Origin of the sequence: Microcoleus sp. Pol12A5 (assembly GCF_036701435.1) — a bacterium.
Classification (GTDB): domain Bacteria; phylum Cyanobacteriota; class Cyanobacteriia; order Cyanobacteriales; family Microcoleaceae; genus Microcoleus.
On sequence record NZ_JAUBQU010000005.1, the window covers coordinates 1 to 16,081 of the forward strand.

The following is a 16,081-nucleotide window of genomic DNA, read 5'->3' on the forward strand; positions in this document are numbered from 1 at the left end:
AGCGTTTCAAGTTTAAGTCTAGCTAGCTCAAGACTTAGCGTTACATAGTTTATTTTTTTCCTGTCCACCTACTTAATATCAAATCCGTCAGCATCGGAATAGTAAATTCGAGTTAACTGTTCACGGCGTTGAGTGTTCACTGTTCGCGGCGTCAACACTCAACCGTCAACAGTCAACATCATTCCGGTGTAACCGGAAATGATATAACTCGCGATAAAATGTCTAATGCAGGTTCAATGGGCGTGCACTTCTGCTAAAAGGCGAATTGGCAAAAGTAGAATTGCACGAAATGCGTCTTTTTGGAGAAATGAAACACACTCTTTCGGTTTTAGTTGAAGATGAAGCGGGTGTCCTCACTCGAATTGCTGGTTTGTTTGCCCGTCGGGGTTTTAATATTGAAAGTCTCGCCGTTGGCCCGGCTGAGCAAGGGGGAATATCTCGGATTACAATGGTTGTACCCGGAGATGACCAGGTTATCGAGCAGTTGACCAAGCAACTGTACAAGTTGATTAACGTGCTAAAAGTTCAGGATATAACAGAAATTCCCTGTGTGGAACGCGAGTTGATGTTGCTGAAAGTTAATGCTGCTAGCGGGACGCGATCGGAGATCATTGAGTTAGCTCAAATTTTTAGAGCGCGAGTTGTGGATATTGGTGATGATACGCTGACATTGGAAGTTGTGGGAGATCCCGGTAAAATGGTGGCGATCGTCCAGGTTCTCAATAGATTTGGGATTAAGGAAATTGCTCGTACTGGGAAAATTGCCCTGACGCGGGAGTCGGGGGTCAATACTGAGTTTCTCAAGTCTTTGGAAGCGAAAGTTTAAGGAAGAAGGAAGAAGGAAGTTCGGCAACGGATTCTGTAACGGATGTAACGGATGTAACGGATGTCAGTCCGAAGGAAGAAGGAAGAAGGAAGAAGGAAGAAGGTTTTAACTTCCACTTGCTAATTTCTAATTTCTAATTTCCAATTTCCAATTCCCAATTCCCGATTCCGAATTAGCAATTCCCAATGACTAATGACTCCTGACTCATTACCACTTGGGTTGACTTTCTATCAAAAGTGTGGCTGCGATGCTGTCTATCGGCTTTGAGAAAAAGTATCCTTGTCCGTATTCGCATTGCAGCGCTCTGAGTAAATTAAGCTGTTCGCTGGTTTCGATTCCTTCAGCAATTACATCCATACCTAAATGACTGGCTAAAATTAAAATAGTCTGTACAATCGCTTCGTTGCCTTCATCTTCAGTCATGCGGCTGACAAAAGCTCGATCGATTTTTAAAGCATCAGTTGGAAAAGTGTGCAGGCGGCTCAAAGAAGAATAGCCCGTTCCGAAATCGTCAATATATAATTGAATTTCTAAATTTTTCAATTCCGCGAGGATAGCCACTGCTGATTCGGCATTCTCCATGATGACGCCTTCAGTAATTTCTACCTTTAAAGTGCGGGGGTCAAGCTGAGTTTCTTGTAAAATTTCGCGAAGGCGATCGATTAAATCCGGTTGTTTAAATTGTTGATTAGAAAGGTTGACGCTGACAGTCAACGGCGGATTGGCTGGGAATTTTTGGTGCCACTCGTGGATCTGATGACAAGCCGATCGCATCATCCACCAGCCCATAGGTATAATCAATCTAGTTTCTTCAGCTACTAAAATAAACTCGCCAGGAGATACGACACCCCGCTGCGGGTGATACCACCGCAGCAGCGCTTCAAAACCGCTGATTTTACCGGTAATTAGAGAGACGATGGGCTGATAGTAAAGCTGAAATTCCTGGCAGTCTAAAGCGCGTCGGAGGTCGTTTTCCAGTTGCAAAAGGGCGACGGCGCGAGTGTGCATACTTAAGTCAAAAACTTCGTGGCGAGCTTTGCCCAATCCTTTAGCATGATACATGGCAGCATCTGCATCTCGGAGCAGTTCTTCCGGTCGATCGTACAATATGGACAACGGGACATTGGGAACAGGAGAGTCGGAAGATAAGCAAGACAAAGAAGTTTCCCGATCGATATTTCCCTGATTTTCGGGACTCGACAGTTTGCGGGTTTCCGTTGGACGCGGAGGAACACCAGAACAAACAATCCCAATGCTAGCACTGGTAAAAACTTGATACTCGTTAAGGTAAAAAGGCTCTGCCAGTTCCGCTTGCACTCGTTCGGCAATCTGGATCGCATCCTCGGTGCTTTTGATATTTTCCAGCAAAATAGCGAATTCGTCGCCGCCGAGACGGGCAACGGTATCTCCAGCGCGCAAACAGATTCCCAGGCGCTGCGCGATCGCGATCAGCAACCTATCGCCCACTAAATGCCCCAAACTGTCGTTAACAACCTTAAAGCGATCGAGATCGATAAACAGCACCGCAAACAAAATCTCGGGACGGCGTTTTGAAAGATCGATCGCGTGTCCCAAGCGATCCATAAATAAAGATCGGTTGGGCAAACCGGTTAGCATATCGTGCAAAGCATCGTGTACTAACTTATCTTCGGCTATTTTGCGGAGGGTAATATCTTCGACAGTGCCTTCGTAGTAAAGTAACTTTCCGTCAGGGTCGCGAACTGCCCGACCGTTCTCGGAAACCCAGATAGTAGTGCCGTCAGCGCGGTAAACTTGGGACTCGAACTCAGACACAAAACCGTGTTTTTCGATCGCGCGCAAAAACTCCCCACGTCGGTTGGGATCGACGTAGAGTTGGCGGTCTATATCTTGGATATTCGCGATCAATTCGGCGGCCGACTCGTAGCCGTAAATTCTCGCCAAAGCAGGGTTAGCGCTGAGGTAGCGTCCGTCGGGCGTTGTCTGAAAAATGCCTTCGATCGCATTTTCAAAGATACTGCGGTATTTCTCTTCCGCCTGTTGCAGCGCGAATTCTGCCTGCTTGCGATCGGTGATATCGGTCAATGTGCCGAGATAGCCTAGAACTTCCCCGCTTTTGGTCATTTCTGGCACTGCTTGCCAAAATACCCAGGTTGTGAAGTCACCGTTGCAAAAGCGATACTCTAACTTACAGGGCAACTTGTCTGTGACAGCGCGATACCACTGGCTCAAAACGCGCTCGCGGTCTTCCGGATGCAAACTTTGCGCCCAACCTTCGCCTAGTGCCTTTGGCGCAGTCAGTCCCGCCATCTCCAAAAATCGCTCATTGACATACAAGCAATCTCCAGCAGCGTCGGCGCGGAAAATCCCGACCGGCAGTATTTTTGCCAAGGTGTAATAGCGGTATTCGCTTTCTAGCAGCGCGCTGGCAGCTACTTTAGTCTCTGTGATATCAAACATTGCGCCTTGAAGGATGACAGACTTGCTTGCTTCATCGCGAACTGCGGTTGCTTGATCGCGGAACCAGACGACTCGACCGTTGCGGGCGATCGCGCGGTATTCTGAAACCAGCGACCCCTCGCAGAAGATATCTTCTCCATCGGTGAATTTCTGTGTAGCGTTTTCAACTAACACGCGGTCGCGGTCTTCTGGGTGAACGAGTTTCAGCCACAAGTCGGGATCTGCTCTCCATTCAGCTACAGAATAACCTAGAAAAGTCTCTATTTGCGGGCTGATGTAAAGTTTGGCAGCCTTGCGGTTGAGGGGAGAAATGTATGTGACAGCGGGCATTTGTTCTACCAGGGCGCAGTATTTCGCTTCTACAGTGGAAAGTGCTGCTTCTAGGCGCTGCCGCTCTAATTCGGCGGCGGCCCGTCCCGCAAAGATGCTGAGAATTAATCGGAATTTGGCAAGATGTGCTTCGACCAGGGGTCGATCGTGAAAAATACAAATAATGCCTAAAGGTTCGCCGTAAGAGTTTTTCAGCAAGACTCCCAGGAAACTGCGCGCACCTGTAACTACCGGTCTGCGGTCTTCTGGAAAGGTTTCCCAGAGGTTGTCGGGACAGGAATACATTCCCGCCTCCAGCACCCGCGCTTCAGGAGTATTGGCGGTGTCGCACTCAAAGTTTGGCTGCTGCTGTCCGTCACTCCAAAAACTGATAATTTGCAATCTATCGGCAGCAGCATCGGTGCGTGCCTTCGACTTAATCGATTTGGCAGCGACGGCGGTGCGAACTCCGAGTGCTGAGGCTAAGTGGCAAACTAAGGCATCAAAGAATTGTGCTCCACCCGGCGAATCAGTACCTGCTAGGATTTCGCCCAGCAAATCTTCCTCTAATTGCTCGGAAGGAGTAACTTTGGGAGGATTCTCGGCATTCGGGCGATCGGGATTTTCTCCCATCGAACCCAAAATGCTCAGATTTAGGGTTTTGCTAGTTCCAGGCCCCAAAAGAGGCGAAGAATTAACACTTAGGCGTTCTTGCTTGGCCCAGAATACAGCGCGGCCCATACCTAAAACTTTACCCAAGAAGCTGTCAGTTGCCGGCCACTGATTTGGGTTGGGGAAAATCAAAAAGTTTTTCCGCATTTTCAATCTCGCAGATAAATCGTCTGGTTTTAATTCTGCCAACTGCTGTTGCTCTTGGGTTACTGGTAGGTTGGAAGGCCGTCGGTGCCACTTGAGATAAATCGCGGACACCAAGGCTAAAATCGCCGATAATCCCAGAAAATATGCAAGAATCTCAAAGTAAAAAAATAAATCTAGCTCGAACATCGATTAGCACCGCTCGACAATTATTGTAGTTATCTGAAGCCAATCTATTTAAAAATAACTAAGTATCGTCACGGATGGGTAACGAATACAAGGTCAAATCGCCGTGAAGGCGACAAGAGAGTTAAGAGTTGACAAAAAACCGGGCAATACTTAACATTACCCAACTTTTTGTGTTTCTTTTTGTACAGGTTCAACCCGTACAGGTGAAATTGCAAACACATATATACGGTTGTGGCACTCCTCTAAGGGTGAGCTTACGTTTACTTTTATAATCATATTTAACGCTGCATTCACATCAGCATTAATCCAACTTTCCTTAAAAGACCTAAACCACCCTCGTTTACCTCTCTTACCCTGGTAAGACTCTTGCTTACCGACAGGCTCTAAATTCAAAAAGCTGCACTTATTTGTATAAAATGCTTGTGTAACTATTACCTTGATACCAAATAGCTCAGTTTTGTAAGTAATATATTTTATGAGCTGGTCAGGAGGAACTTTCACAAATTTATGAGGCTTTTTTTGTAACTTTATATTTTGTTTCTCCCTCACATTTGTGCCAATAATTAACTGGATTATTTTCTCAGCCACCAACCGCTTGACAATCAAACTGCTGGTTTGATGAAGGTAGTTTTCTAATCGCTTGTTTCGATTAAAGGTGATTTGCTGGATTTGGCGCGTGGTAGATTTTCCCTGGTCACGTTTTGACAGTAAAAATGCTCGGCGCTGATGGCAACATGGATTAATTGATTTGAGATGTTTTTTATGATATGTTGTTGGAGTAAATGTTGGCTTATTGGATGGCAAAGCAACGAAGCGATCAAAGCCTAAATCTATACCTGCTATGAGGTGATAATTTAAATCCACCAAAGTTACAAGCTTTTGATGGGCAGCCTCAACAAAGTAGAGCGCTGTTTCAAGACCTATCCTTACCTTGATGACATTTTGGGATTTTGTAGAAATTATTATGTCACTTTGAGAGAAATGAAGTAGTCCATTATTTTTGTCACCTCCCTTTTTTTCTATGGACTGGTTATCCTGAATTAAAAATTTACGTTCCCAGATTTTATGTTTGTATTGGGGGATGCTGGAGAGGAATGAAAATCTAGGTAGAGGTGGATCGTAACCTCTTATTGACTTGTTGCAATCGTCCCAATATATAACAACAAATTGATTAAGAACTTGATTGCTAATTTTAGCAGCTAATGATTGAGAGCAGTCTGTAGGTTTTAGGAGAGCAGATAACTGTTTGATAATTCTAGTACCGCAAACTTTAGATCCAGAATTAAAAAAGTGGTTCTTCATATAATATTTACCGTAATTGTAGAGAGTTCTCGACAGAAACGATAAGTCATCAAGTTGTTTATAAAACTGATGCTGCCGATATATGTACGGCCTTTCAACAACAATCATAAATTTTGGGATAAACGATTTTTTTTGTGGCTTTGCTAAGCAATGTACAATAAAGTCTAGGGATTATCTGATCTAGTGTAACACCCATGATGAAAGCGATCGTTTTTCAAACCCCCGGCAGCCCGTCCGTATTGAAACTACAACATATCCCCGCCCCTACTATACAAACAGAAACTGAAGTTTTGGTAAGGTTGCGAGCGGCGGGTATCAATCCGATCGATACTAAGTTGCGATCGCGCGGCACTTTTTACCCCGATAAAGCTCCTCACGTTTTGGGGTGCGACGGTGCTGGAGTCGTAGAGGCTGTCGGTGCTGGTGTGCAAAGTTTCCAAGTGGGAGACGAGGTTTTTTTCTGCAATGGCGGTTTGGGCGGGTCGATCGGTACTTATGCTGAGTTTGCCGTTGTAGACGAACGCTTTCTCGCCCTCAAGCCTGCTGCTTTAAGTTTTGCTGAGGCGGCGGCGGCACCGTTAGTTTTAATTACATCTTGGGAATCGCTGTACGATCGAGGGCGCTTGCAAGCTGGCCAAAAAGTGCTGGTTCAAGCTGGTGCAGGCGGTGTCGGCCACGTCGCGGTACAGTTGGCGAAGTTGCAGGGGGCAGAGGTTTGCACGACTGTTAGTTCTGCGGAAAAAGCCAATTTTGTCAAGCACTTAGGTGCAGATTCAGTTATTTTATACAAAAATACCAATGTTGTCGATGAGGTTTTGACTTGGACTCAAGGACAAGGAGTTGATTTGGCTTTCGATACAGTCGGGGGAGAAACTTTTTACCAAACTATTCCGGCTGTGAAGATTTATGGAGATTTGGTAACAATTTTGGAACCCGATCCAGCTTTGGGCAATTTGAAAACAGCGAGAATGCGGAATCTGAGAATTAGTCTGGAATTAATGTTAACACCAATGCTAGAAGGTTTGGTGGAGGAACAGGAACAGCAGGCTCATATTTTGCAGAAGTGTGCTCGTTTGTGCGATCGCAACTTGCTAAAAATTCACGTCAGCAAAACTTTCCCTCTCGAAGAAGCGCAAGCCGCTCACGAACTGTTAGAAACAGGCTCAGTAACCGGCAAAATAGTGCTTGAAATTGGGGGTTGAAAATGCGGATGGTTAAATTTGCGGGTTGAAGAATTGCGGGCGATTTCAAGAGACTGGTGGCGAATTAAAAAAGGGTGAAACCAAACATCCCATAATCATCGCAAGAGAACTATAGCAATCCTTGCAGGAGTCGTAAACTTTTTACCCCACCCCAACCCTCCCCTTACCAATGGGAGGGAGCAAGAAATTCACAAATGATGCGAGGATTGCTATATACAGCGTATTCCAGATTTATGAAATACACTGTATATAGCAATCCGTTGGCATCGGAATGATTCATCTGTCTCTTCCGTTTCTCTGTATCCTCTGCGCCCTCTGCGGTTTAATTCGGTTCTATAAACAAGAGCGAAAACCGCATAGGGAAAATGCCATTGTCGATCGACAAATTTGGGCGTCAACTGCTGAAGTTGACACGACGAAAGGCACGGCGCCGTATCCTAATTTTGGATAACTAACGGCGATTTACTTGTAACCAAATTTCCAGCGTCACCAGCAGCCACAGCTTCAGCCCGTAGCGGGGAAAAACTTCTCCACGATAGTTTAGCCACTCGCTGATTAGTGTTCGATCGAGGTAAGGCGCGATCGCCGCATGACGATTCAGCAGCAACGATCGCGCTTGCCGCTGCCAATCCCTCAAAAACCACTGCTGCATCGACATCACCATCCCGCTTTTCGGACGGTTGACAATGACATCGGGCAGCAAATCCGCCACAGCAGCTTTGAGAACCGCTTTTTCCTGAGCACCCGAAAGCTTGTACTCTGGCGGAATTTGCAAACTCAGCGCCACCATCCGCGAATCAAACAAAGGCGATCGCGCTTCCAATCCCGCCGCAGCGGTGAGATTATTCACCTTGGTCAAAATGTAATCGGCTCCTTTAAACTCAATGTTGAGCCGCATCAGCCGATTCAAAAACGTCGTTTCTGTCTGTTGCAATTCCTCAGCAAAGACGGAAGGCGCATTCTTCACCTTTTCCCAAACCTTCGGCTTCAGCAAACGTGGCAAATCCACATAGCATTTTTGAAACGAAGTCAAGTAAGCTGCGATCGGATCTGGTTTACCCTGAATTGAACCATACAAACTATTCAGCAACATCGGCTTATTTTTCGGCCCGCCAAAGCACGGATCGCCGCCTTCGCCATTGAGTACCACGTCTGCGAATTGCTTTGCCGATCGCCCCAGCAGCAAATTTGGCACCGTCAAGCCTTCCCCCACCGGATCGTCCATCGCCGCCAGCGTTTCCGGCAGCAATTCCCAAATTTGCTGCGGCGAAACTTCCAAAACGTGGTGCTCACTGCCACAATGTGCCGCAACGATGTTGGCAAATTCAATCTCGCTGGGATATTGAGCGCCAAAGTGCATCGAGAAAGTGTGTACTGGACGATCGTGCAGTCGCGCTGCGATCGCCGTGACGCAACTTGAATCAATACCACCCGAAAGATATGCTGCGACTGGTTCTCCCGCTGGTAGCGCTTCCTGCACCAGTTGTTCCAAAAGCGATCGCACTTGTTGACTGTGCCATTCCAAAGGGCGATCGGCGTTAGTAATTTGCTCCTGTGGCTGCCAGTATCTCTGCGCCTGAATATCCGGTAAGTACAGGTAGCTACCGGGCCGCAACTCTCGCACCGCTTCCCACAGCGTTTGTGCTCCGGGTACAAAGGCACAGCACAAGTAGTCGCGCAAAGCAACTAAATCAAGTTCTCGATCGTGATACGGATTGAGCGATCGCAGTCGAGGCGCGATCCAGCGAGTCGTTCCTGTACGGGTGTAATAGAGCGTTTTGGCTCCGACGCGATCGCGCCCCAGACACAAGGTTTTCTCCTCTCTATCCCACACAGCAAGGGCAAATTGTCCTGACAGCAAGCTCAGTGTTTTAGTACCGTACTGCTCCCACAGCCGCCCGACGATCGCCAAATCGGTCAATCCATCTGTGTCAATCTGTTGTTGGAGCATTGGGGTGCGATCGAAGCAGCAGTCACCTACCAGCACAAATCGCCGATCGGGGCTGAAGGTGGGTTCAGCTCCGATTATGGCAAAACCGGACGTTTCCCAAGTTGCAGGGTGCGATCGGGCTTCTGGGCCCCAAGCAATCACCCAATTCGGGTAGATAGACTTCTGAGTCTGCATTTTAAATTAGACATCTCCCATAATTAATTATTGTGGAACAGGCATCTTGCCTGTTCAAAACAGGCTTTTCTGGAGATAGATGACTATTACATTAAAAAACGTTTGAAAGCAGCTTATAAATCAGGCGAAAAATAGCTGTTCCCGCGATCGCACCCAAAGCACCCAACCATCCTACAAATAACACGCCAGTGATGGGAGAATTCGGATAAATCGCAAGTGCCGCCGTCTGTAAAACCGGGAAAAACCAAAGCAAAGCCACAGTACCTGCACCAATAATTAACATCTCAGTTTGTTCGATCGCCCTGCGGTACTGCCCGTAAATCAAACCCGCCACAATCATCCCCAACAATCCGATACTCAAGCCAGGAGAGGGCAACAAACTCGTCAGGGCGATCGCCAGCACCCCCGCCTCAAAACCCGTAAACGCCGCCCCCGACAAAACCTCCCAAATCGAAAAAGTCGCTCTCTGCGAAGGTTGCAGCCCTCCCGGAGGCGTCGCCGGAACCCGTACAGGAGGAGGCAGAGTCGGTTGAAGAGGTATCGGAGGCGGCGCCACCACGACTGTAGGTGGTTGAGAATGTTGTTGAGGCCCAGACATCAGAGCCGCTTCCACCTCACTCGCAGATTGAAAACGCTGGCTGGGAGCTGATAATAACATTCGATCGAGAACGTGAGCCAAACGCGAACTTACCTGCACCCGCGAATGCCAATTCCACTCGTTTCTGTAACTATCAAAAAGCTCTGTCGGCTGCAAACCACTCAGCAAAGTAATACAAGTTACAGCCAAAGCATACAAATCCGTTGCCGGATAAACTTCTTGCCCGCTCATCTGTTCTGGCGGAGCGTAACCCAAAGAATAAATACCAGTCGAAGCTTTTGCACTCCCAACACTTTGTGTTACTTGTTTAACAGCCCCAAAATCTAATAAATAAAGCCGACCGTTTTTACCCCGCATAATATTAGCAGGTTTAATATCCCTGTGAATCGAACCGCGAGAGTGCACAAAATCTAGAACCTTCAAAATTTCCCGCAGCACCTCCACCGTTTCCGTCTCCGAAAACCTGCCTTTAACAGCTAGTTCATCCTCCAAATTTTTACCGTCAATAAATTCTTGAACCAGATAGAAAAACTGATCGTTTTTTCCCGGCTGCAAACTCGTAACAGTCAGCTCAAAAAAAGCCAGCAAACTCGGAATTTGGGAATGTTCGTTTCCCAGTTCTTCCAGCACCGCCGCTTCCCGTTCAAAAAGAGTTTGAGCGATTTTTAGCTGGGCCGGAGTCAGATTTACCGAGGGCTGCAAAAGTTTAGCAACGCACTGCCGCATCGCGGGAGTATAGCGGTCTCTGGCCAAAAATGCCGCCCCAAAACCGCCTTGACCCAACAAGCTCACGGGCAAATAGCGCCCGCTCAAAATCATGGGCATCCCGCAAGCGGTGCAAAACTTTTGCTGCACCGTTTTGAGCCGCGAACTGTCATCGAGGTCGGGAAAATAGTTTTGAGGGCGCGGGCAGCCCGGTCGGGTGCAGTAAACTTCCATTTTTGTTTGCTAATAAGAAGGAAGAGGGAAGAAGGAAGAGGGAAGAGGGAAGAAAAAGCGATTGTTAAATCAGATTTCGATTTCTCAACTAACCGCGAACTGCTAACTGCCAGCGACCTAAGAGATTAACTTCCTGCCGAGTTGGGAGTTGCTATTTCTATGAATCCCAAATCGAGTGCCGGGGGTTCTTTCTTCTCCAGGATGGTCGAATAAGTAGCAAATTGGGGCAAAATTTCATTGCTGAAAGCCTCTGCAGCTTTAGAACGGTAGCGGTTGGGGTTGTAAATCAGCGACAAAATTCGAGTTACCAAAACTTCGTCCATTTGAGATTTGTGCAAGACGCCCATGAGCAACTCTTTTTCGATCGCCGAAACCGAGACAAAAGCCGCTCCCAGCCCCGACTGAACGGCATTTTTAATTGCTTCGATCGAATTTAGTTCCATCTCTATTTTCAAGCGGCGCGTGTCAATGCCGCAGCGAGTCAGTACCTGATCGATTACTTTGCGGATCGTAGACTGCGAATCGAGGGATATAAACTGCAATTTGTAAAGGTCTTCTTTTTGGATACTTTCTTGTTGTACCATCGGGTGAGACGGAGGAAGAATCAGAGCCAGTTCGTCCTCAGCGTAAGGAACAATTTCTAAAGCTTCTACAAGTTCGGTAGGAATTTCTCCGCCAACAATTGCCAAATCAATTTGCCCGTTGGCCACACTCCACGCCGTGCGGCGGGTCGAGTGAACGTGAAGCTGTACTGCTACATCCGGGTACTTTTGGCGAAACATCCCGATCATCCGGGGTAGCAAATACGTCCCCGTTGTTTGAGAAGCGCCGACGATCAAAGTACCGCCTTGGAGATTTTGCAAGTCTTCCAGAGCTCGACAAGTTTCCTGGCAAAGCGATAAAATTTTCTCGCCGTAACTCAGCAGCAGGTGTCCGGCTTCGGTCAGTTGCGCCCGCCGCCCCCCCCGGTCAAACAGCGGCACGTCCAACTGTCTCTCTAAGTTTTGCACCTGCAAGCTAACTGCTGGCTGGGATACATAGAGGCTGTCCGCGGCGCGTTTGAAGCTTCCTTCAGAGGCGATCGCCTTGAGAATGCGTAACTGGTCTAAAGTGAAAGGAAGGTCAGACATATATCTAAATTGTCAGTTGTCAGTTGTCAGTTGTCAGTTGACGGTTGACGGTTGACTGTAGGCAGCGAACAGCAAACAGCGAACAGTCAACAGCGAACAGTCAACAGCGAACAGCGAACAGTCAACAGCGAACAGTGAACAGTTAACTGACTGATAACCGCTGAATGCTCCCATAGATACTTTGTGACACAAATTGGCCGAGAATCAATAACTTTTCTTAATATTTGCAATGACGATCGACTTGGCGCTCGACTCCCACTTAGTTATTCTGGGTCTATTACTGGTTTTTGCGATCGCCCACAGCGGTTTAGCAGCCCTCCGGCCCAAAGGTGAAAAGCTGATCGGGCCGAGACTTTATCGCGTTTTGTTTGCCCTTGTCAGTTTGCCGCTAGCCGTCATTCTGATTGTCTACTTTTTCAACCACCGCTACGACGGCGTACAGCTTTGGCAAGTACAGGGATTACCCGGAGTTAAACCTGCTGTTTGGATACTTTCGGCAATTTCCTTTCTGTTTCTGTACCCAGCAACTTTCAACCTCCTAGAAATTGCCGCCGTCCAAAAGCCCCAAGTTCACCTCTACGAAACTGGCATCATTCGTATCACCCGTCACCCGCAAATGGTGGGACAGGTGATTTGGTGCGTGGCCCACACCCTGTGGATTGGCACTAGCTTTACCCTCGTCACTTCCATCGGTTTGGTACTTCACCACCTGTTCGGAGTGTGGCACGGCGACAGGCGACTTCAGGCTCGTTTTGGAGAATCCTTTGAAACCATCAAATCTCGAACCTCAATCATGCCTTTTTTGGCAATCCTACAAAAGCGTCAAACCCTTGATTTGCTTGAATTTCTGCGCCCTTCCTATCTAGGTGTAGTCATTTTTACGGGCATGCTGTGGGAAATTCATCCTTTTTTGATGCGTGTAACTAGGAACATATACTGGTAGCATGATCCCTAGGATAGAAAAAAAATTATTAAATTTTGAGGGCTCATGGTGTTGTCGGTTAGCGAACGCACTTTTGCAAAAGAGGTGTTTCAAGCCTCTACCCCCGTTTTAGTTCACTTTTCGGCTCCTTGGTGCGGTTTGTGCCGCGCGATCGACCCCACGCTTAAGACTTTTGAGGCACAGTGGGCAGAAAAAGTCAAGTTGGTCGGGGTGAATGCCGATCAATGTTTCAAATTGGCCCACACTTATCGGTTGACAAGTCTGCCCACGCTGATTTTGTTTGAGGGCGATAAAGTTCGATTTAGATTGGAAGACTACCAAGGACGCGAGGAACTGCGGCGGACTCTGGATTCCTGGATGCTCGCAGCTCACGTAGCTTCCCCATCTCAACGGCTGCAACTTCAGGAAGTCGCCAACAGGTAATGGTCCCAAGGCATTCGGCTCTTGTGTAGAAGGCATTCGGCTTTTATGTAGAAAGCAGAAGGCATTCCCCATTTGTGCATCAACCATCGGACACCAAAATAAATCTCGCAGTCTTGAACGCACAGGACTGTGAGATTTATCACATAGTTTCCCTTGCCACGGGAATAATGATTTTCGGAGTAGGGTGCGATCTTCTCGCTCGCCAGGAAAAAAGTAGTGCGATCGTCTCGCTCGCGATTGCACTCAGGTATAGCAATACTTAAAGAATTGGATCAAGTATTTTGGCCCAGTGGCGCAGGCGTGTGTCACAATTGTTTACAGTTTTGTCAATATCTAGTAGAAACTTTAAACTACCTATCAGTCATGGAACTGCTTTATCAATATGCTTGGCTGATTCCTGTCCTGCCGCTGGCAGGCGCAATGCTAGTAGGTCTAGGCTTAATCACCTTTAACCAGGCAACCAACAAGCTCCGACAAGCGAATGCGATATTAATCGTCTCCGCGCTCGGAGGGTCAATGGTACTCTCCTTCGCATTGCTGTGGAGTCAACTACAGGGCCACGCACCCTACACCCGCAGTATTCAGTGGGCTTCTGCTGGCGACTTCTCGCTGAATATGGGCTATATTATCGACCCCCTAACGTCGGTCATGCTGGCGATCGTAACCACGGTCGCTTTTTTGGTGATGATTTACACCGACGGCTACATGGCTCACGATGACGGGTACGTGCGCTTTTACGCCTACCTGAGCATCTTCAGCGCCTCGATGTTGGGTCTCGTAGTCAGCCCGAACATCGTTCAGATTTACATTTTTTGGGAACTCGTAGGTATGTGTTCGTACCTGCTAGTCGGATTTTGGTACGATCGCAAACCCGCTGCTGACGCTTGCCAAAAAGCTTTTGTCACCAACCGCGTCGGCGACTTCGGCCTGCTGCTGGGCATCCTCGGCATTTACTGGGCCACCGGCAGCTTTGAATTTAGCGTCATGGGCGAACGCCTGCACTCCTTAGTCGAATCCGGTGCTCTCTCGGCGACTCTGGCGACAATCTTCGGCATCCTCATATTTTTGGGGCCAGCAGCCAAATCCGCTCAATTCCCCCTCCACGTCTGGTTGCCAGACGCAATGGAAGGCCCCACACCGATTTCGGCTCTGATCCACGCCGCCACGATGGTAGCCGCCGGCGTATTCCTAATCGCTCGGATGTACCCAGTGTTGGAAGGGCTGCCGGCAGTCATGAATTTGATTGCCTGCACCGGCTGTTTTACGGCATTTATGGGCGCTTCGATCGCGATTACCCAAAATGACATCAAAAAAGGCCTCGCCTACTCCACCATCTCGCAACTCGGCTACATGGTGATGGCAATGGGCGTCGGCGCTTACAGTGCCGGACTTTTCCACTTGATGACTCACGCTTATTTCAAAGCAATGCTGTTCCTGTGTTCAGGTTCAGTGATTCACGGGATGGAAGCAGTTGTAGGCCACAACCCCGCTCTCGCTCAAGATATGCGAGTCATGGGCGGCTTGCGGAAATATATGCCGATTACCTCTGCTTGCTTTTTAATCGGAAATTTGGCAATCTGCGGAATTCCGCCGTTTGCTGGTTTTTGGTCAAAAGACGAAATCCTCGCCAGCGCCTTCGCAGCAAATCCCGCTTTGTGGGCTGTTAGCTGGTTGACGGCCGGGATGACCGCGTTTTATATGTTCCGGATGTATTTCAGCACCTTTGAGGGCGAATTCCGGGGCAATGACAGCGCTATCAAGCGGCAACTCCTGCAACCCGGTGTTGTTTTTGGCCCGGGAGCGATGAACGTTAAGGAATTGGCATCAACTGGCGACAGTCACGATGAGCACTACCATTTGCCTCACGAATCTCCTCTGACAATGGCTCTGCCGTTAGTCTTGCTGGCAGTACCTTCTGTGTTTATCGGTTTTCTCGGTACGCCGTTTGCCAATTATTTCGAGCAGTTTGTTCGCGCTCCTGGCGAGTCTCTTGAAGAAGTTTTGGCACACGCTGCTGAGTTCAATTTGACGGAATTTCTAATCATGGGCGGAAGCTCTGTAGGTATTGCTTTGCTAGGCATTACTTTGGCTTCTCTGATGTATTTGAGCCGTAAAATAGACCCAAGTGCGATCGCCCAAAAAATCAAACCGCTTTACGAGTTCTCCCTCAACAAGTGGTATCTCGACGATATCAATGAATTTCTATTTGTCAAAGGCAGCCGCCGTTTGGCACGGCAAGTGATGGAAGTGGATTTGCGAGTCGTCGATGGTGTCGTCAACTTAACAGGGTTTATCACCCTGGTTAGTGGGGAAGGTTTGAAATACTTTGAGAGCGGTCGCGCTCAATTTTATGCCCTGATTGTGTTTGTCGCAGTTCTGGGTTTTGCGATCGTTTCGGGAGTCGGTTAAATCTGTAGGAAAACGGCATTTAGTGTCAACTTAATGTCACACCGACTGTATCTCTTGTTTGTCTCGAAGTCTATATCCCCCCTAACTCCCCTTGATAAGGGGGGAACAAGAGTATTCTCTCAAAGTCCCCCTTCTTAAGGGGGATTTAGGGGTATCTGAACTGGGCTAGCAACGAAAGATACAAAAGTTTTTAGGCTCAAGTTTACACGCTTTGGGCATTGCCGTATCCCCACTAGGAGATATTTGAAGAAATGGTATTAGGTTAATAAATCACAATTGACAATTAGCAAATAGAAATAAATCTTTCATTAAACTTAACTGTTGCGATCGCATAAATTGTCCAAATAATAGCAAAAAAAAATGTTCCGTCTAAAGAAAGTATAAAATTTACGCCAAAATTGGCAAAATGTGTTTAAACCTAATAACTGATG

At 47.7% G+C, this 16,081-nt stretch carries 10 protein-coding genes; 5 read left to right on the plus strand and 5 right to left on the minus strand.

Annotated elements, in window-relative coordinates; genetic code table 11:
• Window positions 1-307: 307 nt before the first annotated feature.
• On the plus strand, window positions 308-826 hold the full coding sequence (gene ilvN, locus QUA45_RS02180) for an acetolactate synthase small subunit (RefSeq protein WP_333095566.1): 519 nt from the start codon (window positions 308-310) through the stop codon (window positions 824-826).
• 207 nt (window positions 827-1,033) lie between these two features.
• Here the strand turns inward: ilvN and QUA45_RS02185 are convergent, their stop codons facing one another.
• Both QUA45_RS02185 and QUA45_RS02190 read right to left on the minus strand, forming a co-directional pair.
• Window positions 1,034-4,579: an EAL domain-containing protein gene (locus tag QUA45_RS02185; protein ID WP_333219175.1), complete on the minus strand. Its 3,546-nt coding sequence runs from the start codon at window positions 4,577-4,579 to the stop codon at window positions 1,034-1,036.
• 156 nt (window positions 4,580-4,735) lie between these two features.
• Window positions 4,736-5,989 (minus strand): transposase, encoded by a 1,254-nt coding sequence (locus QUA45_RS02190; RefSeq protein WP_333219177.1) that lies wholly within the window; start codon window positions 5,987-5,989, stop codon window positions 4,736-4,738.
• Window positions 5,990-6,078: 89 nt separating this feature from the next.
• Between QUA45_RS02190 and QUA45_RS02195 the strand changes: the two genes are divergently transcribed.
• Complete coding sequence (locus tag QUA45_RS02195) at window positions 6,079-7,083, plus strand: zinc-dependent alcohol dehydrogenase family protein (protein WP_333095565.1); 1,005 nt, start codon at window positions 6,079-6,081, stop codon at window positions 7,081-7,083.
• A gap of 451 nt (window positions 7,084-7,534) precedes the next feature.
• On the opposite strand, the gene QUA45_RS02200 is transcribed toward QUA45_RS02195, so the two are convergent.
• The 3 genes from QUA45_RS02200 to QUA45_RS02210 all read right to left on the minus strand — a co-directional run bounded on the left by QUA45_RS02200 (window position 7,535) and on the right by QUA45_RS02210 (window position 11,875).
• A complete protein-coding gene (locus tag QUA45_RS02200; protein ID WP_333219179.1) occupies window positions 7,535-9,208 on the minus strand; it encodes an asparagine synthase-related protein in 1,674 nt (557 codons plus the stop codon).
• 91 nt (window positions 9,209-9,299) lie between these two features.
• Entirely contained in the window at window positions 9,300-10,745 is a 1,446-nt protein-coding gene (locus QUA45_RS02205) for a serine/threonine-protein kinase (RefSeq protein ID WP_333219182.1), read from the minus strand.
• Between the two features lie 125 nt (window positions 10,746-10,870).
• Complete coding sequence (locus QUA45_RS02210) at window positions 10,871-11,875, minus strand: LysR family transcriptional regulator (protein ID WP_190663891.1); 1,005 nt, start codon at window positions 11,873-11,875, stop codon at window positions 10,871-10,873.
• Between the two features lie 229 nt (window positions 11,876-12,104).
• Here QUA45_RS02210 and QUA45_RS02215 point away from each other — a divergent pair, with 229 nt between their 5' ends.
• The 3 genes from QUA45_RS02215 to QUA45_RS02225 all read left to right on the plus strand — a co-directional run bounded on the left by QUA45_RS02215 (window position 12,105) and on the right by QUA45_RS02225 (window position 15,650).
• On the plus strand, window positions 12,105-12,818 hold the full coding sequence (locus QUA45_RS02215; RefSeq protein WP_333219184.1) for an NnrU family protein: 714 nt from the start codon (window positions 12,105-12,107) through the stop codon (window positions 12,816-12,818).
• A gap of 45 nt (window positions 12,819-12,863) precedes the next feature.
• The gene (locus QUA45_RS02220; protein WP_333219186.1) at window positions 12,864-13,241 is read left to right on the plus strand and encodes a thioredoxin family protein; all 378 of its coding nucleotides are present in this window, start codon (window positions 12,864-12,866) and stop codon (window positions 13,239-13,241) included.
• Window positions 13,242-13,604: 363 nt separating this feature from the next.
• On the plus strand, window positions 13,605-15,650 hold the full coding sequence (locus tag QUA45_RS02225) for an NAD(P)H-quinone oxidoreductase subunit 5 (protein WP_333219242.1): 2,046 nt from the start codon (window positions 13,605-13,607) through the stop codon (window positions 15,648-15,650).
• The last annotated feature ends 431 nt before the right edge of the window (window positions 15,651-16,081 follow it).